This is a genomic window from Flagellimonas alvinocaridis, from assembly GCF_004916895.1.
Classification (GTDB): domain Bacteria; phylum Bacteroidota; class Bacteroidia; order Flavobacteriales; family Flavobacteriaceae; genus Flagellimonas; species Flagellimonas alvinocaridis.
This window is the reverse complement of the sequence record NZ_SNTZ01000001.1, coordinates 119,191-144,227: the sequence shown is the minus strand read 5'-3', so window position 1 is coordinate 144,227 and position 25,037 is coordinate 119,191. Positions and strand designations below refer to the sequence as shown.

The window sequence follows — 25,037 nt, the reverse complement described above, 5'->3', positions numbered from 1 at the left end:
TTTTAAAGCGAACGGTCCAAATGGGTATAGCCACCATCCACATAGATCAGTTGGCCGGTGGTGTGACTTGATTTTTCCGAAAGAAGAAAGGCTACGGTATTCGCAATTTCTTCTGGGGTAGTCATTCTTTTTTCCAAAGGGATGTTGTCCGTGATTTCTTTGAGTTTTTCTTCTGGGTTGTCAAACGAATTTATCCATCTTTTATATAATGGGGTAAATGATTCGGCAACAATTACGGCGTTCACCCGAATGGAATAGGGGAGCAGCTCTACGGCCCATTCCCGGGTAAGTGAATTCCGGGCCCCGTTTGCGGCCGCATAACCAGAGGTATTCCCTTGGCCGGTCACAGAAGTTTTGGAACCTATGTTTACAATGCTGCCTTTGCTTTTTTTCAACAGGGGCAAGGCATGGTGGGCCATCACATAATAATGGCCAACATTGCGCTCCAAGGAACGCTTGAAATCATCATAATTGCCATTTTCAAGCCCCACTCCGTCATTGACCCCGGCATTGTTCACCAATCCATCGATTCTTCCAAACTCTTGGATGGTTTTCTCAATGGCATTTTTGCATTGTTGGGGGTCGGTGAGTTCCGCGATGGCATAAAATGCCTTACCGCCGGTTTTGGCGATTTCTTCCACAGCAGCCAGTACATCACTTTCCTTCCGTCCAATAATTACCGGGATGGCCCCTTCATGGGCGAGCACTTGGCAAATACCATTGCCAATGCCCTTGTCACCTCCGGTGACCACAATCACCTTATCCTTCAATCCTAAGTCCATGTATTATTGATTTGTGGTAAATACCCCTATTTCCGCAAAGGAAGTCCGGGTATCCCCATTGTGCTTTTCCAAAGCACGTAATTTAATGTATCTGCCCGAAACCGGCTCGAATTTAACCTTTTGTTCAATGCGATTGTTGAACACATTGCCAAATTCTCCTTTTGTTGCGGATTTCCATGTGCGGTTATCTGGACTGACCAAAAATTCGTATTTGGTGATCATTCCAAATGGATAACGTTCTTGGATGGGCCAGTAGCTAAATCCGGTAAGGGTATGGGATGCTCCCAAATCGATGGTGATTTCGTTGATATCGGATGCGTCCTTATCCGTGGCCCAAAACGTATAGGGGTCTTCATCCATGAGTTTAACAACATCCGCATTGTTTTCTAAAGCACCAACGACTTTCCAATCTTTTTTGGCCAAGTCAAAATATTGGCTCACCGCTTGGGTTTGTTGTCCATTGTTTGGATTCACGGCAATGGCCTTTACGGTGGCTGGTGTCAAAACAGGAAAAGGGCCCTCATATTTCTGTGAAGCTGTGGTTGGGTCATCCCCATTGGTGGTCACATAGAGATCTACTTCGTCATCGGGTACTTCAATGGAGACCATTCCCTCTCTGTTTCTGGTGATTTTGGGATCGACCAAAAATGGAGGGGCATTGTAAAGTTCCAAAGTGGAGAGGGTGATGGGGCCTTTGGCATCCAAGATATCCACTTTTACTTGGGAAGCGGTAACGGTTTCAAACCTAAGGATACGTTTGTAGCCCACAGTGGTCTGTTCGTCCAAAACCTGCCATGTGCCATCGACTTCGGCACTGACTTTGAATTTTTTGATACGTTGCCCCAAAGGGATATACTCTTGGAGGAGTATGCGATTGACTTTGGTGGGCTCATCAAAACGTATGGTAATGGAAGCCTGAGTTGTCCCGTCATCAGTGGCCCAATAGGTATCAAAGTTTCCATCAATGGCCTTTTCTGCATTGAAGGTGGAACTGTTACAACGGACATTGGAGGCTTCGACAATACTTTCCTGGGCCAATTCTTGTGCAAAATCCTTATCGATTTGTGTTTTGAGCGCCATCAATTGTTGTACATCGGTTTCATGCACCAGGCCTCTGTCATCCACGGGAAGGTTCAACAAAAAGTTCCCGTTCCTACCAATGGATTCGTAATACGTTCGCACCAAACGTGGCAAGGTTTTTACCTGATGGTCCTCACCTGGATGATAGTACCACCCCGGACGGATGGAAGTGTTTACTTCTGCTGGCAGCCAATGTGTTCCGTCTTCATGGCCAGAACGCAATTCCACATACCGTGGCCATCCGGGATGGATCTCATCCCTGCGCATCACGCTCCAGTTGGTCTCATTGGCCCAACCTTCCTCGTTACCCACCCAGCGTATGTCTGGTCCACCATCACTGAAAATGACCGCATTGGGCTGTAATTCCCTGATCATTTCGGTGGTTTTTTCCCATTCGTAATAAGTTTTGTTGTCTATTTTTCTGGTTTTGTTGGCACCGCCGTAGTATCCAGAACCTCCATTGGCACCATCAAACCACACCTCAAAGAGTTCCCCATAATTGGTCAGTAGTTCCCGCAATTGTTCGTGGAAGATTTCCACATATTCAGGTTGGCCGTAGTGCTCGTTGTTGCGATCCCAAGGTGACAGGTATAACCCTAATTTTAGGCCATATTCCTTGCAGGCATCGGCCAATTCTTGGACCACATCGCCTTTTCCATCCTTCCAAGGCGAGTTTTTAACGGAATGCTCGGTGGTCTTGGTGGGCCACAAACAGAATCCGTCGTGGTGCTTGGCGGTCAAAATGATTCCCTTCATTCCGGCCTCTTTGGCAACCTTGGCCCATTGGCGGGTATCCAATTGAGTAGGGTTGAAGAGATCTACAGATTCCCCTCCTGTACCCCATTCCATATTGGTAAAGGTGTTCATGTTGAAATGGATAAAGGCATAGTATTGGAGCTCATGCCAGTCCATTTGGCGCTGCGAAGGGGTGGGACCAACAGGTTTTGGGGGCTCCACGGTTTGGCATGCCATCAGTAAAAGGATCAGGGATAGGGTTAGAATGTGGGCTTTTCGAATCATTTTCAAGGTTTTATTTTATGAGATACCAGGTGTAGCCGTTTGGGGCAATTTCCACTTGGAGCGGAATGGTATAATCTCTATTGACAGTATATTCTTTTGTATTTGTTCCTTCATGGGATATCTGGGCAATAGTATGGACATCCGTATAGTACATGGGGATTTCCAAGGTTTCCGTGATGGTTTTATCCGTGGGGTTGAACAACATTACCAAGCCCTTGTTGTCTAAATCCGGATTGACATGCATAAACCCGTCCCAAGACCTTCCATCGGGTCTTTTTAGGTGGATGATGTCTGAGTTTAGGATATCCCTGTACTGTTTATAATGCTCAATCTGTGATATCACCAAATCTTTGGTTTCCTTGGCATCGTACAAGCGGGGACCACGGTAACAGGCCTGCACCCCGGAACCATAGTTTTGTGCCATATGGGCTTCATAGGAGTCCAAATGGTCCTTTAGCGGCTCCAAAGTGGCTGCTTTTCCTCCTCCATGATATTCTGTAAGCGGAACAAAGGTCCAAGCCATTGAGGGTGTTTTTTCCCAAGTGCCGTCATAGATGTTTTGTCGCCCCAGTACTATCTGTTGTTCCCTCGGAAGCGACCAGTTGACTTCCCTATACCCAATACCACATTTGTTGGAGCCTTCCAAAAAGTAGAAGTCAGGAGCGTTAAGGTAGATTCCGTTTTCCCGCAACCAATGGTAGAAATCCACGGACATGTTCCATTGGACCCATTGCGAATCCTCATACCCTTTGTGGTATTTGTGTGAGGTGGATGCACAGTGATCACCCGGGTAGGGCCCGTCATGTTCCAAGAGGTCAAAACCTGTGTTTTTCAAGAAAAACTTGAGTTTCTCCAAATAGTCCTTCCCCCATTCGCTGGCCAAGCAAGGGGCATTTCCAAACTTGGTGCCGCCCGGTTTTCCGGTTTCCTTATTGATGACATCCATGGATTCGTTGATGCTTCGGCTAGAAAATAGGGAGTAGCCGCCCAAGGCGATACCTTTGCTATGGGCATAATCGGCCAACTTCTTATATTTTTTGATGTTTTCCAGGGAATTGTCCTCCATGTTCAATCCACTTCCAAAGCTAAGGATGACCATCTCGTAGCCTGTGTCCACACATTGGTCTATGGCGGCTTTCACTTCTTTTTCGTCCGTGGTGGTCAAATGCATGAAAATAGGGTTTTCCGTAACCCATGGGGCCAGTTTTCGATACATTTTACGGAGGCTGAGTGCGGTTTGTTCGCGATTGCCCCGCTCCTCCAGTAATAATTCGTAAGTCCTGAAACTCTCAAAAGCGCTTCCGGGTTTTAGGTCAAGGTTGGGACCTACAGGGAGTTGACTTACCAATAGGCATGGGGTCTCCATTTTCCAGTTGACTTGGGAGGTGTATTCCGGGTCTTGTTCCCAAAATGTGGTTACGGTAGATTCGCCCGCGGTAAACCCGCCGAAAGCGTAATTGCTCTCCACATGTAAGTTGGGTTTTCGCCATGTGTTGGGAGTCTCCACGGGGTTTTCAACCTCTGGAAAGGCCAACAGTTCACTTTTAAATCGGTTTAGGGTGATGGTGTTCTTTCCATAATTTTCCACAGAAATCCATTTTGAGATCAATGGCATCCCATCAAAAACTTCGTAATGGACCAAAATTTCTATTCCTTGCAATTCTTTGGATTCGTGGTTAAACTTTAAGGTGAGGCGCTTTCCAGTGGCAAAGGAACTTTTTGCAGTGTTGTATCGTTGCTTAGGGTTCCATGCTATCCGTGGTTCTATATCTTCAATGGTATGGCTGGTGTATTGAAAATCGGAAGTCTGGGCTTCAAGGTCATTTAACCATGATTCCTTGAAATAGCCATGCTCTTTCAACCCGTATAAGCCGCCAATGTTATAGACACTGTCGTTCAAAGTGACCTCCGCTTCTGGTTTGATGCTGCGGAGCATGGTTTCCTGTGTGGTAAGGTTTTTAAACTCTACCGTCGCCGCATTGGGCAGTAACTGTATTTTCCGAAGGACCAATCCATTGGTCAGTGAAATGGTATTTTCCGATTCCGTTATTTCCGCTTTATAGGTATCCGGTTGCAAAAGCCAATCTGTTTGGTTTTGGGCAAAGGAAACCATACTACAAAGTAGTATGAGGAAAAGGGCACTATTTCTTTGGTTCAACTTCATCAGGGTTGTGTTGCATTGGGCCAGGGAATTTGTTCCCCAGTTGCTTTGTCAAAAGGCATTTGGGCGTCAACTGCATTCAAGTGTTCCATGAGGATGTTGGCCAATTCCTCAACTTTTTCAGGATGTTCCCCCACTTTGTTTTGGGTTTCCCCAATATCTTCCTTGATGTTATAGAGTTCCATCTGTTGGTTTTTGTGGAAATAAATCAACTTCCAATCTCCCAATCGGATGGCGCTGAACGCATCGATTCCAGGTCCCTCCGGTCCCCATTCATTGGGGTAGTGCCAGAAGAAAGGTCGGTTATCGGCAGAGATGTCGTCACCTTGCAATAGAGAGGTGAAACTTTGTCCATCCACCATTTGCACGACTTCTGGATTTTCAACACCGGCCATTTCCAAAATGGTAGGGAAGAAATCCTCTATGATAACCGGAGTATTGGTCACAGAACCGGGAGTGGTCTTTCCGGGCCACTTCACCAACATGGGCTCTCGGATTCCCCCTTCGTAGATAGATCCTTTTCCACTGGCCAGAGGTTTGTTGTGGGTGTGGGGTTCCCCGCCTCGTGCCACGGCACTCAATCCCCCATTGTCCGACATGAAGAGAATAATGGTATTTTCTGTAAGCTGCTTTTCCTCCAGATAGTCCATGATGTCCCCCAAGCTTTTGTCCATTCCTTCCACCATGGAAGCGTATTTGGCCTCAGTGCTGTCCAAACCCTTGTCCAAATATCCTTGAACGAACCTTGGGTCGCCCATGATGGGGGTGTGTACGGCATAGTGTGCCATGTATAGGAAAAAAGGCTTTTGGTCCGGTTTGGAATCCAATTTTTGCAAGGCTTCTTGAGTCAATGCTTCGGTGAGGAAAATGTCCTTACCATGGTATTTCTCCAATCCAGGTACCGCCCAAATTTCCTTGCCTTTTTTTCCATTTCCGAAGTTTTGCATCCCGTAATAGCTTTCCGGTGCCCCTGCGGCATGTCCGGCAATATTCACATCAAAACCTAGATTCAAGGGGTTTTCCCCAGGGGTTCCAATAGCTCCAAAATGTGCTTTTCCTGTATGGACGGTGAAATACCCGGCATCCTTTAAAATTTGCGGGAATGGGGTGGCGTATACCGCTAGTGAATCCCTATTGTTTTGCGGGTTGATGCCGTTCGTGTTCCACTTTGGAAAGCCCAAGGTTTGATGGTTGTTCTCCATGGGCTGGATGGCATTTTTGTGCAAGGTCCAGTTGGTGACCCTATGTCGGGCGGCATTCATACCGGTGATAAGGCTTATCCTAGTAGGGGAACAGACCGGAGTGGCGTAGGCCTGGGTGAATTTCATCCCCTCGGCGGCCAAACGCTCCATGTTCGGGGTACGATATAGGTCATTGAAAGGAGTTCTTTTGTTCCAAAAAGGTACGGAGGTGTCCTGCCACCCCATGTCATCCACCAAAAAGAGGACAATATTGGGTTGTGAAGTTTCTTGTTCCTTTACTTGCTCCTTACAGCCTAAAAGTAGCGCTCCAAAGAGTAGGATAAAGGCAAAGTTTTGTAGTGAAGTTTTCATCTTAATTGCTTTCAATTACAGAACCGTCTTCGCGGTACAAGTCTATTTTACCATCCAAGAGTACGGCCAGAACGGTCATGTTTTCGTCCAACACATAATCAGGGACTTGGATGTATTTGATGCCCGGATAATGGCTCCAATAGATTTTACCTACCACCTTGTGGGACAGTTTGGTGCCATCACCCACAACCCATATGCGGTTGATCTTGTTCTTTATTCCCCGCAGTACAATTTCCCCGTTCGGATTTCCTTTTACGAACAGATACAGGATGCTTTTATCTTTTGAAAGTGTAGTGGGGCCATAAAAGTGATCTTTAGATATGCCTGCAACGGTGCCAAAAATGGCCTCTTTGTGTTTTTGGGTCCAACGTCCCAAACCTGTCAAGAGTTCTTCCTGCTCTTTTGGGATGGAACCATCCCCTTTGGGGCCGATATCCAACAACAAGTTTCCACCTGATGAAATCACATCGGTAAAAATGCCTATCAATTGGTCCAGACTTTTATAGTCATGGTCATTTTTTTGATACCCCCACGAATTGTTCATGGTCATGCAGAGTTCCCAATAATTGTCCTTGGGACGGGTAACGGGCATACCCTGCTCGGGAGTGGCGTAATCCCCGTGCCCCTGCAATCTGGAATTGATAATGGTGCCGGGATTTTGATCTAGCAGCATTTGTCGCACCTTGGGGGCTTCCCACTCCGCGGAACTGTGCTCCCAATCCCCATCAAACCACCACAGGTCGGGATTGTAGGTTTTTGAAAGTTCCTTGAGCTGTCCTTGGTAATAGTTTAAAAAGGTGTTCCATCGTTTGGGGTCATCTGCTGGTTTATATCGCATGGAGTCCCTAGTGTGGTGGGTGTAGTCTTGATAGGACCAATCTGGAAGTGAATAATAGATGCCCACTTTTAATCCTTCCTTTCTCAAAGCACTCACAAAAGGGGAGAGCACATCCCTTTTGGCCGCTGAAGCCTTTTTGGCGTTAAAATCACCAAACTTGCTGTCCCAAAGGGCAAACCCATCATGGTGTTTGGAGGTGATGACCGAGTAACGCGCCCCACTCTTTTTGATGAGGTCGGCCCAAGCCACGGGGTCATAGTTTTTGGCGGTGAATCCATTGGTCTGTTTCAGGTAATCGTTGTGCGAAATATACCCGTTAAAAAAAGACCAAGACTCATCAATGCCGTTTACGGCATATAGCCCCCAGTGGATAAAAATACCCAGCTTGGCATCTTGGAACCACTGCATTTTCTCTTCTTCCAGATGTGTATTGTTCTGTGCATGTCCGGGAAGTGATGTCAAAAAGAGCAAGGTTAGAATACCCAATAGAGTCACCTTTTCAAGGACTATCCGGATAGTGTTCTTTCGCAATGGTGATGTCATTTTATATAGGGTCATTTAATCGTTTGTCTTGTAAGGTTTGTATTTAGTTTGATTTCTTCGTTGGCCTTTATTGGTAGGTCAACCACGGACGAGCCATATTTTACGGCGATGTTCGTGTCGGATGGGGAACGAAAAGCAACTTCCTCCAAGGTGCCATTCTTCCAGCTTATATCCACCTCAATATTGCCTCTGGCCTTTAGGCCGGTTATTTTTCCATCCTTCCAGTTGGGAGGGAGGGCCGGCAGCAATCGAATAAATCCTTCATGCGACTGGATCAGCAGTTCCGCCACCCCGGCGGTATATCCAAAATTACCATCAATCTGGAAAGGGGGGTGCATATCGAACATATTGTTTGCCAAAGAGACCTCAAAGAATTTTTGGATGTTTTCCCCAGCCGAGGCACCATCCAACAAGCGGGCATTCAAATTGATCATCCAGACGCGACTCCAGCCGGTTCCCGCACCACCATGTTCCAATCGGTAATCAATGGTTTTTTGCGCAGCGGCAAAAGCTTCGGGATTGTTTTCCGTAATGTCGTCCCCAGGGTGAAGGGCATAGAGGTGGGACATGTGCCGATGTCCTTTTTCAGGTTCATCATAGGGTTCGTTCCATTCCAAGATGCGTCCATCCTTTCCAACGATCACTCCGGGATGTAGATCAGCTCTCTTGGTTTTTACCTCTTCCACAAGCTCGTCTTCGATGTTCAAAATCTGGGCCGTTTCCAGAAAATTATCAAACACTTCCCCGATGATTTGATGTCCCATGGCGCTTCCCATGGAAACTGCGGCCGATTTTCCGTTTGGGTTGTAATAGGAATTTTCCGGGGAGGTTTCCGGAGTGGAAATCCATTTTTCGCTTTTGGGGTCCCAAGTCAGCCAATCCAAGTAAAAAGAGGCAATGTCCTTAAGGACAGGGTAGGCCCGATTACGTAAAAAATCCTTGTCTTGGGTAAATTGATAATGTTCCCAATAATGCTGTGCGCACCATCCACCTCCATGGATCCACGACCCCCAATAGGCTCTTTCGGCTCGCATAAACGGGGTGGCCCAAAGGTCTGTGGTATGGTGGGCCATGGTGCCTCTGGTAATCCCGTATTGTTCCTTGGCGGTTTTTCGACCTCGTTCCAGCACCCTGTCGATAAGGTTGAAAAAAGGTTGATGGAGTTCACTGAGATTGGTGACCTCCGCGGGCCAATAATTCATTTGCAGGTTGATGTTGAGGTGGTAATCGGCATTCCAAGGTGCTTCAAGGTGTTCGTTCCAAATTCCCTGTAAATTGGCCGGATTGGTGTTGGGTCGCGAAGAGGAAATCAACAAGTACCTTCCATACTGAAAAAGCAAGGATTGCAACCCCAAATCAGTGTTTCCATCCTTGCAGCGTTTTAAGCGTTCATCGGTAGGAACGTGGTCCAAATTGTTTTCTTCCAATTCAAAACTGACCCTGTTGTAAAGTTTTTGGTAGTCCGAAACATGTTGTTCCAAAAGCGATTTAAAGGGCTTCTGTGTGATGCTTGCAAGGGTCTTGTCATTTTTTCCAATATAGTTGTCCCCGTGATAGAAAGAGGTATTGCCCACGATAAAGATCAGGGCTTTTTGGGCTCCTTTTACAGAAACCTTGCCATCTCTGGCAGTGACTTTTCCATCAGGGGCTACCACTTGTAACCGCACCTCAAAACGCACCCCATGATCAATGGGCAAGGGTTTGGAGAACCGCTTTCCGCCATATTGGGTCACTTGACCCGACATACTGATTTGATTTTGGGAAGGGTTGGAAACACGTACTGTGGCTTTGCCATGATCCTCAGGTCTATTGAGGGAAAGTTCCAGATTCAAACCTTTCGGGGAGGTGGTGGTAAGTTCCATCACCATGGCATCATCGGGCTGGGAGGCGAACACTTTTTGGGTGTATTGGTTGCCGTTTAACATATAGGAGGTGGAGGCCAATGCTTGGTTGAGATCCAATTCTCTTCGGTAGTCACTGATTTCGCCGGTTTCTTTAAAATCAATGAAAAGGTCGCCCATGGTTTGGTGTGAGCGTAGGACGGTCTTTTTGGAGAATTTTTCAACAATCAAGCTGTCCACTTCTGCAGTTTTACCCTCACGCAACAATTGCCGCAACATTTCGAGATCTTCTGGGGTTCCCTGCGCGTCTTCCCAATCGGGTCCTCCGGCCCACATGGAATCCTCGTTCAGTTGAAGGCGCTCCTTGAGAGGGTCTCCAAAAACCATAGCGCCTAAACGGCCATTGCCAATGGGAAGGGCCTGCATCCATTCTTCGGCGGGACTGGAGTACCATAAAATATCCTCGGAATCTTGGGCATTCAATGTAGATAGGATACTGGTCAAAATAAAAACCAGCCCCAATGTCAATTTTAATGTGATGGGGTTCTTCGGTACAAAAGAAAAGGATTTGGTCATCATAGCTTATAAAACTTTTCAGCGGTTAATCCCATGACTTGTTTTCGAGATTCCCTTGGGTATTTGGTCAGATATTGGGTCAAAATACAATTTACCTGCTTGTATTCGGCCGAAAGCAGACAAACGGGCCAATCCGAACCAAACATGATTCGCTCAGCGCCAAAGGACTGGAACACCACATCCAAATAGGGGATGAAATCACTTTTGGACCATTTGCCCCATTTGGCCTCGGTGACCATGCCGGAAGCCTTGCAATATACATGGTCTTGTTGGCCAAGTTGGTTCATGTAGTGTTCCCAACAGGGTTCTATTTTGCCATTTATTTTGGGTTTGGCAATATGGTCTACCACAAAAGGTTGATTGGGAAACAATTTTACGAGTTCCAAGGCAGAGGATAAATGTTTTGGGAATATGAGGATGTCGTACGTAAGCCCGTATTTTTCCAGAAGGGAAATACCTCTCAAGAATTCTGGGCGAAGCATAAAATAGTCGTCCGGTTCATCCTGGACAATATGTCTTAATCCCTTCAACAAAGGGTTTTTTGAATACAGTTGTAGTTTTTCCTCGATGTCTTCGGCACAGAGATCCAACCATCCTACTACTCCCTTGATAAAGGGGTGCTCCTCGGCGCATTTCAACAGGAAATCGGTTTCGGCATCGGATTGATCGGCCTGCACGGCAACACAACCCTCCAATTCATGGTTTTGGAGCAAGGGTTCCAAGTCCTCGGGCAAAAAGTCCTTTTTAAGGACTCCCATGGTGGAATCTATCCAAGCATGGCTGCTGGGGTTATATCTCCAAAAATGTTGATGGCTGTCAATTTTCATCCGCTCCGATCTTATAGTGTTTTCATTTCCTTGGTTTGTGGATATGTATTTGAATCAAGTTGTAAAGTGTCGCCCATTTTTTGTTGGAGTTTTACCAAGTCGGTAAATAATGTCTTCACTTTTTCCTGCTGGTCAGGATGTTCCGATACATCCGACAGCTCATTGGGGTCGTTTGTTAGATCGTACAAGCGCAGTTTTGCGGCCCGAGGATAAACAATAAGTTTCCAACCGTCTTTTCGGATCATACGCTGTGATCCTTTTTCATAACACCCATATACCTCTGCCAGCCCTTCGGTGTCCTGATTGATTTGGGGCAACAGACTATTGAACTCAACATAATTGGGTTTTTCAACTCCTGCCAATTGCAAGGTTGTGGCCATAATATCCTGTAGGTATACATCGTTTTCCACTTTTTTCCCTTTGGGAATGTTTGGGCCTACTACCATCAAGGGTACCCGTACACTATGGTCGTACATGTTCTGTTTTCCCAGTAGGCCGTGCTCACCCACAGAAAGTCCATGATCAGCCGTAAAAAAGATATAGGTGTTTTTGTCGAGCCCTTTCTCTTTCAGTTTGGAAAGGATCATGGCAATTTGATCATCCAAGTGGGTGGTGATGGCGTAGTATTCCTGACGATTCTTTTTTATGGCATACTCGGTACGTGGAAAAGGCGCCAGTTTTTCGTCCCGCAGGTTTGGCCCTGCTCCCATGGCTTCTGCATAGGGGTATTTGGGTAAAAACGACTCGGGAAGGGCAATATCCTCAACATCATAGCTTTCCACATATTCCCGGGGTGATTGTCGCGGGTCATGCGGAGCATTAAAGGCGATGTACATGAAAAACGGTTCAGGGGCATTGGCCGCCGTGTCAATAAAACCGAGGGCATCGTCCCGAACCAGTTCGGACCAATGCTTTCCGCCCTGCCAGTATCCTCCTCTATCCGTGTCCCATGGTTGCCAAAGGGTGTCGTTTACACTTAGCGGTCTATTGTAACCTTCCGGGGTGTCAAAAGGCATGCCTCGGAGCGAACGTGCCACATGGTCAAAAATACTATCGGCAGGGGCCGAGATATGCCACTTGCCCGTCATATAGGTTTCATAGCCCACGGTTTTCAGCAACTGGGGCCAAGTCTTGTCAAATTCCTTGTTTTGGGCAAAGGATTTGGAAACCTCTTGGGCGCGCCAAACCGACCGTCCACTAATGATCATGGCCCTTGAGGCCACACAGATGGCACCGTTCCAACCTCCCATATTGTAGGCGTGGGTAAATGTGGTGCCTTCTTCCACCAATTGGTCCATGGCCGGGGTGCGGACCTCCAAATTACCAAGGGCATGGAGGTCGCGATAACTTTGATCGTCCGTAAACAGAAAAATGATATTGGGCTTTTCCAAAGTGGTATCCGCACTATCCTTGGGAGTGTTCTTGCATCCCAAAAAAACTAAAGTGCTGATTAAAAGTGTGTATGTTGGTTTGGGCCAATTCATTTTTTCATTTTACGGTTGAAATAATTATTGTCCGTAGGCTTTCGCCGTTTGCGTTGAACTTCCCAGTCCATCAATGCCCAATTCCACTACATCACCCGGTTTCAAGTAAGTAGGGGGCTTTAAGCCCAGTCCCACTCCAAATGGAGTTCCTGTTGAGATGACATCGCCGGGCAACAGGGTCATAAATTGACTGATGTAACTGATTTGCGTTGGAATGTCAAAAATGAAATCGGAAGTGCTGCTGTCCTGCATCATCTTCCCATTCAGCTTGAGCCAGAGGCGAAGTGCATGAGGGTCTTTGATTTCATCGGGAGTGGCAATGAAAGGACCAAGAGGAGCAAAGGTGTCACAGCTTTTTCCTTTTACCCACTGACCTTCACGTTCCAACTGAAATGCACGTTCGCTGTAATCGTTGTGCAATACATAACCGGCCACATGGTCCAAGGCCTGTTCTTTGGAAACATAGGATGCTTTTTTGCCGATGACAATGGCAAGTTCCACTTCCCAATCCGTCTTTTCACTGTTCTTGGGGATGACCAAATCATCGTTGGGTCCGACAATGGCCGAGGTGGCCTTGAAGAACAGCACAGGTTCTTTGGGCACAGCCATACCACCTTCGGCGGCATGCTTGGCATAATTTAGTCCTACGCAAACCATTTTGGATGGTCTGCGCAACGGAGCTCCCAAGCGGGTCTCCTTTGAAACCTCTGGGCAATTGGAACCATTTTCCTTAAGCCAATCGGTTAATCTGGCCAGGCCGTCACCTCCAAAAAAATCTTCGTTGTAATCTTGGCCAAAGGCTGAAACATCCAACCATTTGCCATCTTCGGTCTGTACACCGGGTTTCTCTTTTCCTTCTTCACCAAATCGTATCAGTTTCATAGATAAGTGTTCTTTATTTGTGTTTTATTTTAACTTGATTGTAAAGGCAACGGTTCCCTTTAGGCTGGTTTTGGCTGAAGATGGAATGGTAAAGACGGTATTGTCCCCATTTTTCTGCCATTTCACCCTGCCATTGACCCCCAAAATCGTTGCTTTTCGAATTTTTTCCATAGGAAGGTCTTTAAACACCACGGTGTCCGGGAGCACTTCTTCATTTTCGTCCATTAAATAGATCAGATACAGACTTCCATCCGGTTTGGAGGTGAGGCACACCTTCTCAAACTTGTATGGGGCAATAGCCTCGGTGCCATAGATGGCCTCGTTGTTGACATCCATCCAACCCCCAATCCCTTGGAGCAGGTCGTAGGCGCCTTGGTCCCATTCGCCTTCTGGACTTGGGGCAATGTTCAACAATAGGTTGCCCCCTTTGGCGACAATATCCACCAAGGTGTGAACCGCTTTGTTTGTGGTCATGTATTTCGCATTGAAGGCATAGGACCATCCGCCCCCAGCGATGATGCAGGATTCCCATGGATAGGGCAATGCTTTTTCCGGAACCCTATTTTCGGGAGTGAGGTAGTTTTGGTTTTTTCCATGAACGGCCCTGTCCACCACAATGAGGCCGGGTTGTTTTTCCCGGGCTTTCTCCACCAATTCATCCATGCGGATGTCCTGGTTTACGATTCGATGCTTCAGATAGCCATTGTCATTGTTCACCAACTGTTGGTCGTACCAACTGTTGATTTGGGATTTTGGGGTCTTTGCCACCCATCCGCCATCGAGCCATAAAATGTCCACTTTCCCATAATCCGTGAGCAATTCCAAAATTTGGTTGTGGGTGAAATCAATAAATTGATTCCATTTTTCAGGATTGGCTTCGGGTTCATAGTTCACGTTTCGGTCCCTTGGCGGATAATAGGGGTCCCAATAGCTGGGGTGGTGCCAATCCGGTTTTGAAAAATAGGCCCCGGCCCAGAGTCCTTCACCACGGAACGCATTAAAAATTTCCTTGGTGATATTCGCCTTGGGGTGGGTACTGAATGGGGTTTTGGAATCGGTGACTTTATAATCCGTGTATTTTGAATCGAACATACTGAAACCATCGTGGTGCTTCGTGGTGAACACCACATATTTCATCCCGGCGTTCTTGGCGGCATTGGCCCACTTTTCTGGGTTGAATTTTACAGGATTGAAGGTGGTCTGAAGGCCTTCGTATTCTTTCTTGTAGGCAAAGTAATTATCGGGATTGTCACCTTTTTTTCGTTCACACCAGCCGTATTCTTCCGGGCAGATAGACCAAGATTCTACAATGCCCCATTGGCTATACGGTCCCCAGTGCATCAGCAGTCCGAATTTCAAATCTTGCCATTCGTCCAGTTTTTTTAGGACCAAGGGGTCGGTCTCGGGTACGTAGCGCTCATCTTCATAAACGGCTTGGGCGGAAAGTTCTCCGATAATCATCAAGAGACAAAGGGTAGCTATAGTTTTTAGTTGGGTCATATTGTTGTGTATTATGCGTTCAATTTGATAAAACCACCATCAATGGGAAAATCCGTGCCCGTAATGAACGAGGCTTCGTCGGAACATAGGTAAAGGGCAAGATTGGCCACTTCCTCAGGTTTTCCCATACGGCCAATGGGTTGGGTCTTGGACAATTTTTCAAACATTTCCTTTTCCTTGCCTGGATAGTTCTTGGCCAAGAAACCATCCACAAAAGGCGTATGCACCCGGGCCGGGGATATACAGTTGCATCGGATGCCTTGTTCCACATAATCCTTTGCCACGGAATAGGTCATGGTGAGTACGGCTCCCTTGGTCATGGAATAGGCAAACCTATCCGGAATCCCAACTGATGAAGCGATTGAGGCCATGTTTAGGATAATCCCAGAACCTTGTTCCTTCATTTTGCCAATAACAGCATGGATGCAGTTGTAGACTCCTTTGATGTTCACTTGGTACAGTCGGTCCATATCAGCTTCCGAAGTGCCCTCTATATTTCCCACATGGGCTATTCCGGCATTGTTGACCAAAATGTCCACTTTGGGAATCCCGTCGATCACTTGTTTTACCTGTTGGTGATTGGAAACATCGCATTGGTGAAAATGGGCAGTGCCTCCCAAATCCTGTATTTCTTGGGCGGTTTTCTCTCCTTCTTCACTGTTATATTCCAAGAGGTGGACCGTAGCCCCATTTCCGGCAAACTTTAGGGAAATGGCTTTTCCAATACCACTGGCGCCACCGGTGATCAAAGCTATTTTTCCTTTTAAATTGAATGCACTCATCTATAATCGGTTTTAGTTTGAAGCCGAACTGTTCTCGTCGGTAAATTGTGCTATCTGCATCCATGCCTGCCCATTCAAAGGCATTTCATTGGATTGGGTGTGGCCCGGAGTGCTTCGTCCATTGCGGATCAAAGATGCCATCTCCGTTTTTAGTTCTTCCACAACCTCGGGATATTTTTCCTGAAGGTTTTCTTGCTCTGATATGTCGGTGGTCAGGTCATATAATTGATACGACGGAAGGCCTTTCTCTTCCTCAGAATTTGGTTTGGGAGAACTCCATCCTCCGGAACCCGGAGCGAAAATCAATTTCCATTTTCCTTTCCGCAGGGCAAAACTGCCATTTATGGAATGATGGACGATTGAAGTACGTCCATAGCTGGATGTGGAGGAATCCAACAGTAGAGGAAGCATGGAAAAACTATCCTCGCCTTCATTTTCCTGAAGTTGAGTCCCAGTGATTTCTGCAGCAGTTGCAAAGAAATCCGTGGTGCAGATGGTCTGGTCCGAAGAGCTGCCCGGCTGTACTTTTTTAGGCCATTTCACGATAAAGGGAACCCGATGTCCTCCTTCATAGATATCAGCTTTGTGTCCTCGGAACACATAGCTGGGGTCGTGTCCTTTTTCAGCCAAAACGGCAAAATCCGCCTGGGGGGAACACCCATTGTCGCTGGTAAAGATGACCATGGTTTCCTCTTCAATCCCGGCTTCCTTTAAAACTTCGGTCAGTTGCCCCATATAATCATCGATCATCATCATAAAATCCGCGTAGGGATTTATGTCGCTCTTTCCTTGCCATTCCTCAGTGGGTAGGATGGGCGTATGCGGTGAGGGCAAGGCTAGATATAAAAAGAAGGGTTCTTCTTTGTTGGCCCTTTCCTTGATGTGGGCGAAAGACTTTCTGAAAAAGTTGGGGGTCACATCTTCATGGATAAAATCCTTGGAGGTAGGGCCCTTGCGCCACCACGTGTACTTTCCAGTATCTTCCGTGATGGAATCCGGAACCATGGTGGCCTTTCCATTTTCAACATAGACATAGGGAGCCATGTCCAAAGAGCCCGAATGACCATAGGCATAATCAAAACCAAGGGTGTTGGGGCCGTTTGAAACGGGTTTGGAAAAATCGATGTTATTGAAATCTTCGTGGTTCCATCCTTCCCCAAGAGTACTATCGGTTGATTGAAGTGCCCAGTCCCAACCCAAATGCCATTTTCCGATGAATGCGGTGTGGTAGCCCTGCTTTTTGAGCAAAGAAGCCACAGTGGTCCTCTCCTTTGGAATGAGTGCTTTTGAAGCCCCGGTGAGTACACCGCTTTTTAATGGGCTTCGCCAGTTGTATCGGCCAGTGAGAATGCCATAACGGGTTGGTGTGCATACCGCTGATGAAGTGTGGGCATCGGTGAACCTCATTCCCTCTGCGGCCAGTTGATCTATGGCCGGGGTCTTTATTTTCCCATGCTGGTTAAAGGCCCCAATATCCCCATAGCCCAAATCATCCGCCAATACATAGATGATATTGGGGTGTACCTCAACTTGACTGCTTTCCTGTGCGGTCTTTTTGCAGCCCAACATAGGTAAGGCCAGTATCAGTAGTGTGATTATATGTTTGCCATACGCGATCACCTGAGGGTAATTTCTATAATGGTGTCTATAGGGTCTTGTCGGTCTTCCTGAATTTTCAGCAATAGGCCATAATCGTTGAATTCATGGGTCACTTTTTGCTGGGTGCCGTAATAGGTTATCTGCTTGATCCGCTGGTTGAATCCTTCAATAAAAACCACGTCCTTGTTCTGCAACAGATGTACGTAGATCGTTTTCCCTTTTTGGGTGGTGGCATATTCATCGGTTGGGCCCGAAGGTCCCGCTTTGGTCCCGTAGATGGTCTCTCCATTTTTACGCAACCAATCTCCCATTTGTTTCAGGGATTCCTTGTGTTCGTCCTGAATTTTTCCATTGGGCATTGGTCCTACGTTCAGTAATAGGTTGCTGCCATAGCCGGCGGCTTTTACAATGTACTGTACCAGCTCTTTTTCGGATTTATGTTTTCTATCTTGAAGGTTGAAACCCCACGATCCATTGATGGTCTCACAAACTTCAAACGGCAGTTGGCCTATGTCGGATTCCGAGGTGCCAAAGCCTGTTGTATTTCTTCCGGGAAGGTCTTTTTCGAACATCTGAAAATCTTCCCCTTCAATTGGGGCAATGTGGTGGTTGTTCCCAATCAGACATTGGGGCTGAAGGTCGTGGATCAGTTTATAGATTTCGTTATAATGCCAATCTACCTTCAATTTTCCAAATTTTTTGCCATCCCATTCTTTTTGGTCCCAATGGCCATCAAACCAAATTCCGGCGATATCTCCATAATTGGTCAAAAGCTCGGTGAGCTGGGTCTTCATGAATTCAATATAGTTTTTCCATTCTCCTTCTCCTCTCCCAGGAATGCCTGTTCCTGTTCTTCCCCTTGGATAGTAATCGTCCCGGTTCCAATCCAACAGAGAGTAATAGAAAAATAGTTTGATGTCCTCTTTTTTGCAAGCATCGGCCAATTGCTTCAATACATCTTTCCCATAGGGAGTGCTATCCACAATATTGTAATCGCTAGCCTTGGTATCGAACATGGAAAAACCGTCATGGTGTCTGCTGGTGATGGTTATATATTTCATCCCGGCATCCTTTACCATTTTAACCCATTCTTCGGCATCAAAATCGATGGGATTGAAAAATGCGGGCAATTTCTCATAAGCGTCAACGGGAATGTTCTGGTTGTTCATGACCCATTCGCCATCGCCTAGAATGCTGTAGACTCCCCAGTGCACGAACAACCCAAATTTGGCATCTTGGAACCATTGCCTGGCCTCAAGGTTCTCGGGAGAGGGTTGATAGTTTTTTTGGCCTTGGCCTTGGACCAATAGGCTGCAAAAAAGAATTAGGGCAGTACAGATTTTTGTTAGAGGTTTCATATCGTTGAGGTTTGAAGGGTGTTCCACACTTTTCCACTTGGGAAGGCGTGGTCTTCCAAAGATTGTTCTTTCATCTGGATGCTATACCCAGGCATGTTCGGGGGCATATAGGCCCCATTTTTGATGACCACTGGGTCCAGAAAATGCTCGTGGAGGTGGTCCACATATTCAATGACCCGGCCTTCCATGCTACCACTTATACAGATGTAGTCTATCATGGAGAGGTGCTGTACATACTCGCATAGCCCCACTCCCCCGGCATGGGGGCATACGGGAATATTGAATTTGGCGGCCATGAGCAATATGGCCAAGTTTTCATTGACACCACCAACCCTGCAGCTGTCTATCTGACAAATCTCAAAAGACCCAGCTTGCATGAATTGTTTAAAAATGACCCGGTTTTGACAGTGTTCTCCAGTGGCTACTTTGATGGGGGCAACGGCCTTGGCTATTTTGGCATGTCCCAAGATATCATCTGGGCTTGTAGGCTCCTCGATCCAATATGGGTTGAACTTTTTCAGTTGGGCCATATTATCGATAGCTTCCTGTACATCCCATTTTTGATTGGCATCCATCATCAATTTAAGATCATTGCCAATTTCCTCCCGGATAAGAGCAGCCCTTCGCATGTCATCCTGCAGGTCGGAACCCACTTTCATCTTCATATGGGTAAAGCCTTCCTCTTTGGCTTCACGGCATAGGCGTCTTACTTTTTCATCGGAATAGCCCAACCAACCTGCTGAGGTGGTGTAGGCAGGGTAACCGTTGCTCAATAGGGCATCAATGCGTTCCTTTTTGGTGGATTCTTGCTTTTTAAGGATCTCCAAGGCCTCTGTAGGCGTAATGGCATCGGTAATGTATGTGAAATCAACGCAGGAGAGTAGTTCTTCTGGGCTCATATCTGCTATGAGTTTCCAAAGTGGTTTCCCCTCGATTTTGGCATACAGGTCCCAAACGGCATTGACCAAGGCCCCGGTTGCCAAGTGTATGACTCCTTTTTCCGGCCCCAACCATCTCAATTGGCTGTCGCCTGTGACCATTTTCCAAAATTCCCCCATGTTGGCCGTAAAACTTTCCAAGCTTTTACCCACTACTAAGTGGGACATGGCTTTAATGGCAGCTGCGCAAATTTCGTTACCTCGACCAATGGTAAAAGTGAGCCCATGGCCTTCAAGATTTTTTGGATGATCGGTTTTAAGAATAACATAAGCCGCCGAATAATCGGGGTCAGGATTCATGGCATCCGAACCATCCAACGATTGGCTTGTGGGGAAGCGGATGTCGCGCACTTCTAGTGCTGTTATTGTAGGCATAAAGATTATACTAGTGTGAATCTTACCAAAATTAGAAGTGTTGGTGCTTATACACTACCTAAAAAAGTACCGAATTCAATACTTTTTTTGCCTTAATGCAAAATCACCCGGATTTTTTGTATGATTTGATGTAATCAGTAGGGGATGTAGCTTTAATGGCCTTGAACTGTCTGTTAAAGTTGGAAATGTTATTAAACCCTGATTCATAAGCTGCTCCTGCAATGCTGTTTTCGCTTTCAAGCAACAGTTTGCAAGCATACCCAATGCGTATCTCGTTGAGATATCGCGTAAATGGTTTTCGGTGTATTCTTTTAAAGAATCTACTAAAGGCTGATGGATTCATCCCTACCAATTCTGCTACATTGTTTAGGTTGACATCACTCTTGAAGTTGTCAAAAATGTATTCATATACCTTGCGAAGTCTTTCATTTTCAATTTGCCCAAAGCTGTTCACATATCCAATGCTGGACAACAGTTCATATTCTTTATGTCTGGCCAATTGGTTCAATAGTTCAATCAAAGCTATTGCTTTGGAGAAGGCGTTCATGGAGAGCATGTTTTCGAAAGACTCGTATAAGACAGGAGGGATGGAATGGAATTTAATGCCTCTCAATGCTGTGCGCAGCATAAGGCCAATATGTGAAAATTCGGCAGATTTGAAAAAATGCTCCCCCAAAAAATCTTCGGTAAAATGGATGGATATGGCTTCGGCCGCGTCGGGAATATCTTCTTCAAAATAAGATTCATCATTTAACCACATATGGGGTAGGTTCTTCCCTAAAAGTACTACTTCGCCAACTTGAAATTTTTGAATACTGTCTCCAATAAACCGTGTGCCGGTACTTTTTTTAATCAATACCAGTTCGAGTTCGGCATGATAGTGCCAAATTTTTAAAAAATGAGGATGGCAATTATGGGTAATGGTAAAAGAAGAGCCGGTGTTGCTTCTCCGATTTAGCAAATGAAGTTTCATGATTGCACAATTCAGTGTGCATAAATGTACAGATTTTATTAAAACCTCTTTAAAAAGGTATAAATAGTACGCTTAAGTGAATTTGTTTTGATAGTAAATGCTGTATTGGTCAAGATAAAACCATTGAGTGTTGGGGAAGTTCTCTTGGTACATTAATCTATTTGGATTCGTCGTTGGTCTAAAAAATTTAAAATGCTATGCGGAAAAGTAAGAATATTAACGATATGTCAAGAAAGTGTTGGTTTGGCTATCAAAAGTTAAGAATTTGATACAGATTTATTGTTGTATTAAATTTTTACCCCTATTTTTCATCTTTGGGAGCTAACCCGCTTTAATGTATAATAGAAAGAATTAAAAGTCGCAATGCAGATAATAGAAGATTCAACGGTATATGATGCCATAGTTGTAGGCTCTGGAGCAGGAGGAGGTATGGCCACAAAAGTACTGGCCGATGCAGGCCTGAAAGTGGCCGTGGTGGAGGCAGGTCCGTTCTTTGATCCAGCCGATCCAGAACAGAAAACACAATTAAGGTGGCCCTACGAGTCGCCCAGAAGAGGGGCTGGCACAGTAAGACCCTTTGGAGATTTTGATTCTGCCTACGGAGGTTGGGAGATTGAAGGGGAGCCCTATACACACAAGGATGGCACCAAGTTCGATTGGTTTCGTTCCCACATGTTGGGAGGGCGTACCAACCACTGGGGGCGTATCTCTTTGCGTTTTGGTCCGGACGATTTTAAGCACAAAAGTATTGATGGCCACGGGGATGATTGGCCCATAAGCTACGATGACGTAAAGCCATACTACGACAAGGTGGACAAAATGATAGGGGTGTTTGGAACCAAGGAGAACATCCACAATAATCCAGATGGATTTTTCCTTCCTCCCCCAAAACCAAGGCTGCATGAGCTTTTCTATATCAAGGGAGCGAGAAAAACCGGAGTTCCGGTATATCCATCGCGGATGTCCATGCTTACCAAGCGGATCAACAATGACAGAGGGGTCTGTTTCTATTGTGGACAGTGTAGCCGTGCCTGTCAGGTATATGCTGATTTTTCAGCAGGGACCTGTTTGATTTTCCCGGCCCAGAAGAGTAGGGGTCAAGTGGATTTGTTCGTGAACTGTGTGGTTCGTGAAGTAACGGTTGATGATGAAGGTAAGGCAACCGGAGTTTCCTATATCAATAAAGAAGACAGAAAAGAATATAAGCTCAAGGGCAAAGTAGTGGTATTGGGTGCATCTGCCTGTAGTACCGCTAGGATTCTGATGAATTCCAAGAGTCCACAACACCCCAATGGATTGGGGAACAGTAGTGATATTGTGGGTAAATATCTCCATGATTCCACTGGGGCGGACAGAATGGCCTTCGTTCCCGATTTGATGAACCGAAAGGTGTCATACAATGAAGATGGGGTAGGCGGAATGCATGTGTATTCACCTTGGTGGGGCGATAACTCCAAACTGGATTTCCCACGAGGCTACCATATTGAAATATGGGGCGGTATGGGTATGCCAAGCTACGGTTTTGGCTTTAATGTCAACGAGTTCAATAAATTCTTCGGAACCAAGGTCGGCGGTTATGGAGATGTGCTACGTAGCGATGCCAAAAAATATTATGGGGCCTTGGTGGGGCTAAGTGGACGGGGAGAGTCTATTGCCTATAAGGACAACTATTGTGAAATAGACCCCAACACGGTCGATGAATGGGGTATCCCTGTATTGCGTTTCCATTACAAATGGTCCGAATATGAGCATAAGCAAGCCATTCACATGCACGATACCTTTGAGCAAATACTTACCAATCTTGGTGGTGAAGTGCTCGGAAGCAAGCCCGGAAAAGAGGCAGATTACGGTCTGCATACTCCCGGGCGAATCATTCACGAAGTGGGAACTACCCGTATGGGAGATGATCCTAAGACATCGGTTACCAATAAGTATCAGCAATTGCACGATGCGGACAATGTATTTGTAGTTGATGCAGGGCCATTTGTGTCCCAGGCCGACAAAAACTGTACATGGACAATTTTGGCACTCTCATGGAGGGCCTCAGAATATATAGTGGACCAATTGAAAAAACAAAACCTGTAGGTCATGGATAGAAGGAAAAGTTTAAAATCGATTGTATTGGGTTCCGTGGCCGGAGGTCTGGCCATCAATGGATGTAAGCCTGGAGCGGAAACCCCGGTTGAAGAGGTCGCTTTGGACCCCACTGCTGTAAAATGGCGCACCGATAGGGAAAATGAACATGTGGCCGAATTGGAACGGGAACGTTTTTTCAATGACCATGAGGCGGCCACCATGACCGTGCTTTGTGATTTGATCTTACCGGGAGGTGCGGAGTTCAAGAGTGCTTCCGATGCTGAGGTGGTACCTTTTATAGAATTCATGGCTAAGGACCTACCGCAAATGCAGGTGGATCTTAGGGGTGGATTGATGTGGTTGGACCATAAGAGCAATACCGAATTTGGAACCGAGTTCAAATCAGCTACGGAAGAACAGCAAAAAAGTATTCTGGACGGGATTGCCTATTACGATCCAGATGTGCCTTCAAGCGAAAGACCCTTTGAGGTGAACTTCTTCTCTTTGGTCAGGAACCATACCATGACAGGTTTCTATACCTCAAAAATTGGGATAGAGGAACTGGGTTACAAAGGAAATATGCCCAATGTATGGGATGGTGTTCCCCAAGATGTCCTTGATCAGCATGGGGTGTCCTACGAGCCGGAGTGGTTGGCCAAATGTGTGGACCAGAGCAAGCGGAACATTGTAGCAGAATGGGACGAGGACGGTAACCTCATTAGCTGATTTTGTCTTTAAAAAATAGTTCATTGATCCTGTCCAGTGCAGGAATATATAAAATGATAAGGCCCTGTATGTGGACATTTGTTTGTCTGTTCTGGGCCTTTGGTTTTTCCCAAAATCCTCTTGTTCCGAAAGTAAAGCTTCTTTCGGAAGAATTTATTTTTGAAGAAGCTCCGTTTGCCCAATGCCATGCCTCCACTTTGGTTGGGATGGCGGATGGCTCGGTCATGGCGGCTTGGTTTGGGGGAACCCACGAAAGACATCCCGACGTGGCCATTTATGCAAGCTCTAATACCTCTGGGAATTGGAGTGCCCCAAGATTGATTGCCAATGGAGTGGTCAGTGATACCCTAAGATATCCCTGTTGGAATCCCGTACTGTTTGCAAACAATCGAGATCAAGTTGTAATGTTCTACAAGGTAGGACCTTCTCCTTCCACATGGTGGGGTATGTACTCTATTATGGATGATAATAAAAAAGTTTGGTCTGAATCCCGTCGATTACCTGATGGAATATTGGGTCCAATCAAAAATAAGCCCATACAAATTGGTGATGAGCTTGTTTTGAGTCCCTCCAGCGTAGAAATTGAAGATGGCGCCATTTGGAAATCCCATGTGGAAATATCCGCTGATGGTGGAACTACATGGACCAAGTCCCATATCCCCTCAGGGGAAGGCATTAAAACAATTCAACCTACATTGTTACACCTCCCGAATGGAAATATAAAGGCGCTGTTGCGGAGTAATCAAGATGTGATTATGGAAAGTGTGAGTAGTGATTCTGGATTAACGTGGTCCAAGGCGTCTACAACTTCTGTTCCCAATCCTAATAGTGGCATAGATGCAGTTTCCTTGAAGAAAGGCGGGTATTTGCTCGTGTACAATCCTGGAGTCAGTGGGGAGGATTGGTCCAATGGCAGGGAAAAATTAAATTTGGCATATAGTAGTGATGGCAATCTTTGGCACGATATTTTGAAGTTGGAGGATCATGAAAAAGGAGAATTTAGCTATCCGGCCATTATTCAAGATACTCAAGGTACTGTCCATATAACCTATACCTACGATAGGTCTAAGATTAAATATCTAAAAATAGCGCTTGATTAAGATAAGATTGCGCAAAAGTGTTG

General features: G+C 46.1%; 18 protein-coding genes. 3 read left to right on the top strand and 15 right to left on the bottom strand.

Features of this window, described 5'->3' with window-relative positions:
* Nucleotides 1-2 precede the first annotated feature (2 nt).
* From EZV76_RS00590 to EZV76_RS00520, 15 genes are all read right to left on the bottom strand, one after another.
* Nucleotides 3-782: an L-fucose dehydrogenase gene (locus EZV76_RS00590; RefSeq protein WP_136564663.1), complete on the bottom strand. Its 780-nt coding sequence runs from the start codon at nt 780-782 to the stop codon at nt 3-5.
* Nucleotides 783-785: 3 nt separating this feature from the next.
* Complete coding sequence (locus EZV76_RS00585) at nt 786-2,882, bottom strand: alpha-L-fucosidase (protein ID WP_136564662.1); 2,097 nt, start codon at nt 2,880-2,882, stop codon at nt 786-788.
* Nucleotides 2,883-2,892: 10 nt separating this feature from the next.
* Nucleotides 2,893-5,046 carry a glycoside hydrolase family 36 N-terminal domain-containing protein gene (locus tag EZV76_RS00580; protein WP_136564661.1) on the bottom strand — a complete coding sequence of 718 codons (2,154 nt, stop codon included), beginning with the start codon at nt 5,044-5,046 and terminating at the stop codon, nt 2,893-2,895.
* On the bottom strand, nt 5,046-6,596 hold the full coding sequence (locus EZV76_RS00575; RefSeq protein WP_136564660.1) for a sulfatase: 1,551 nt from the start codon (nt 6,594-6,596) through the stop codon (nt 5,046-5,048). The genes EZV76_RS00580 and EZV76_RS00575 overlap by 1 nt, the downstream gene beginning before the upstream one ends.
* 1 nt (nt 6,597) lies before the next feature.
* On the bottom strand, nt 6,598-7,992 hold the full coding sequence (locus EZV76_RS00570) for an alpha-L-fucosidase (protein WP_236640821.1): 1,395 nt from the start codon (nt 7,990-7,992) through the stop codon (nt 6,598-6,600).
* On the bottom strand, nt 7,989-10,397 hold the full coding sequence (locus EZV76_RS00565) for a glycoside hydrolase family 95 protein (RefSeq protein ID WP_236640820.1): 2,409 nt from the start codon (nt 10,395-10,397) through the stop codon (nt 7,989-7,991). The genes EZV76_RS00570 and EZV76_RS00565 overlap by 4 nt, the downstream gene beginning before the upstream one ends.
* Nucleotides 10,394-11,221: an amidohydrolase family protein gene (locus EZV76_RS00560; protein WP_136564659.1), complete on the bottom strand. Its 828-nt coding sequence runs from the start codon at nt 11,219-11,221 to the stop codon at nt 10,394-10,396. The genes EZV76_RS00565 and EZV76_RS00560 overlap by 4 nt, the downstream gene beginning before the upstream one ends.
* Before the next feature lie 11 nt (nt 11,222-11,232).
* A complete protein-coding gene (locus EZV76_RS00555) occupies nt 11,233-12,705 on the bottom strand; it encodes a sulfatase family protein (protein WP_136564658.1) in 1,473 nt (490 codons plus the stop codon).
* A 24-nt stretch (nt 12,706-12,729) separates the two neighbouring features.
* Nucleotides 12,730-13,587: a fumarylacetoacetate hydrolase family protein gene (locus EZV76_RS00550; protein WP_136564657.1), complete on the bottom strand. Its 858-nt coding sequence runs from the start codon at nt 13,585-13,587 to the stop codon at nt 12,730-12,732.
* Nucleotides 13,588-13,611: 24 nt separating this feature from the next.
* Nucleotides 13,612-15,087 (bottom strand): alpha-L-fucosidase, encoded by a 1,476-nt coding sequence (locus EZV76_RS00545; protein ID WP_236640819.1) that lies wholly within the window; start codon nt 15,085-15,087, stop codon nt 13,612-13,614.
* 11 nt (nt 15,088-15,098) lie between these two features.
* A complete protein-coding gene (locus EZV76_RS00540) occupies nt 15,099-15,869 on the bottom strand; it encodes an SDR family NAD(P)-dependent oxidoreductase (RefSeq protein WP_136564656.1) in 771 nt (256 codons plus the stop codon).
* Nucleotides 15,870-15,881: 12 nt separating this feature from the next.
* Nucleotides 15,882-17,438, bottom strand: a complete 1,557-nt coding sequence (locus EZV76_RS00535; RefSeq protein WP_136564655.1) for a sulfatase family protein — start codon at nt 17,436-17,438, stop codon at nt 15,882-15,884.
* Between the two features lie 47 nt (nt 17,439-17,485).
* The gene (locus EZV76_RS00530) at nt 17,486-18,826 is read right to left on the bottom strand and encodes an alpha-L-fucosidase (RefSeq protein ID WP_136564654.1); all 1,341 of its coding nucleotides are present in this window, start codon (nt 18,824-18,826) and stop codon (nt 17,486-17,488) included.
* Nucleotides 18,823-20,139, bottom strand: a complete 1,317-nt coding sequence (locus EZV76_RS00525) for an L-fuconate dehydratase (RefSeq protein ID WP_136564653.1) — start codon at nt 20,137-20,139, stop codon at nt 18,823-18,825. Before EZV76_RS00525 ends, EZV76_RS00530 begins: the two co-directional genes overlap by 4 nt.
* A 103-nt stretch (nt 20,140-20,242) precedes the next feature.
* A complete protein-coding gene (locus tag EZV76_RS00520; protein ID WP_136564652.1) occupies nt 20,243-21,112 on the bottom strand; it encodes an AraC family transcriptional regulator in 870 nt (289 codons plus the stop codon).
* Between the two features lie 363 nt (nt 21,113-21,475).
* Here EZV76_RS00520 and EZV76_RS00515 point away from each other — a divergent pair, with 363 nt between their 5' ends.
* The 3 genes from EZV76_RS00515 (at nt 21,476) to EZV76_RS00505 (ending at nt 25,014) form a co-directional block, all read left to right on the top strand.
* Nucleotides 21,476-23,197, top strand: a complete 1,722-nt coding sequence (locus EZV76_RS00515) for a GMC family oxidoreductase (RefSeq protein WP_136564651.1) — start codon at nt 21,476-21,478, stop codon at nt 23,195-23,197.
* Between the two features lie 3 nt (nt 23,198-23,200).
* Nucleotides 23,201-23,914, top strand: a complete 714-nt coding sequence (locus EZV76_RS00510) for a gluconate 2-dehydrogenase subunit 3 family protein (protein ID WP_136564650.1) — start codon at nt 23,201-23,203, stop codon at nt 23,912-23,914.
* Nucleotides 23,915-23,982: 68 nt separating this feature from the next.
* Nucleotides 23,983-25,014, top strand: a complete 1,032-nt coding sequence (locus EZV76_RS00505; RefSeq protein ID WP_236640818.1) for a sialidase family protein — start codon at nt 23,983-23,985, stop codon at nt 25,012-25,014.
* The last annotated feature ends 23 nt before the right edge of the window (nt 25,015-25,037 follow it).

Excerpts from the sequence above, each read along its gene's own strand:
- EZV76_RS00570 (WP_236640821.1), bottom strand. The coding sequence starts at position 7,992 with ATGACCCTATATAAAATGACATCACCATTGCGAAAGAACACTATCCGG.
- EZV76_RS00575 (WP_136564660.1), bottom strand. The coding sequence starts at position 6,596 with ATGAAAACTTCACTACAAAACTTTGCCTTTATCCTACTCTTTGGAGCG.
- EZV76_RS00525 (WP_136564653.1), bottom strand. The coding sequence starts at position 20,139 with ATGCCTACAATAACAGCACTAGAAGTGCGCGACATCCGCTTCCCCACA.
- EZV76_RS00560 (WP_136564659.1), bottom strand. The coding sequence starts at position 11,221 with ATGAAAATTGACAGCCATCAACATTTTTGGAGATATAACCCCAGCAGC.
- EZV76_RS00535 (WP_136564655.1), bottom strand. The coding sequence starts at position 17,438 with ATGTTGGGCTGCAAAAAGACCGCACAGGAAAGCAGTCAAGTTGAGGTA.
- EZV76_RS00550 (WP_136564657.1), bottom strand. The coding sequence starts at position 13,587 with ATGAAACTGATACGATTTGGTGAAGAAGGAAAAGAGAAACCCGGTGTA.
- EZV76_RS00545 (WP_236640819.1), bottom strand. The coding sequence starts at position 15,087 with ATGACCCAACTAAAAACTATAGCTACCCTTTGTCTCTTGATGATTATC.
- EZV76_RS00580 (WP_136564661.1), bottom strand. The coding sequence starts at position 5,046 with ATGAAGTTGAACCAAAGAAATAGTGCCCTTTTCCTCATACTACTTTGT.
- EZV76_RS00510 (WP_136564650.1), top strand. The coding sequence starts at position 23,201 with ATGGATAGAAGGAAAAGTTTAAAATCGATTGTATTGGGTTCCGTGGCC.
- EZV76_RS00540 (WP_136564656.1), bottom strand. The coding sequence starts at position 15,869 with ATGAGTGCATTCAATTTAAAAGGAAAAATAGCTTTGATCACCGGTGGC.
- EZV76_RS00590 (WP_136564663.1), bottom strand. The coding sequence starts at position 782 with ATGGACTTAGGATTGAAGGATAAGGTGATTGTGGTCACCGGAGGTGAC.
- EZV76_RS00520 (WP_136564652.1), bottom strand. The coding sequence starts at position 21,112 with ATGAAACTTCATTTGCTAAATCGGAGAAGCAACACCGGCTCTTCTTTT.
- EZV76_RS00515 (WP_136564651.1), top strand. The coding sequence starts at position 21,476 with ATGCAGATAATAGAAGATTCAACGGTATATGATGCCATAGTTGTAGGC.
- EZV76_RS00530 (WP_136564654.1), bottom strand. The coding sequence starts at position 18,826 with ATGAAACCTCTAACAAAAATCTGTACTGCCCTAATTCTTTTTTGCAGC.
- EZV76_RS00585 (WP_136564662.1), bottom strand. The coding sequence starts at position 2,882 with ATGATTCGAAAAGCCCACATTCTAACCCTATCCCTGATCCTTTTACTG.
- EZV76_RS00555 (WP_136564658.1), bottom strand. The coding sequence starts at position 12,705 with ATGAATTGGCCCAAACCAACATACACACTTTTAATCAGCACTTTAGTT.
- EZV76_RS00565 (WP_236640820.1), bottom strand. The coding sequence starts at position 10,397 with ATGATGACCAAATCCTTTTCTTTTGTACCGAAGAACCCCATCACATTA.
- EZV76_RS00505 (WP_236640818.1), top strand. The coding sequence starts at position 23,983 with ATGTGGACATTTGTTTGTCTGTTCTGGGCCTTTGGTTTTTCCCAAAAT.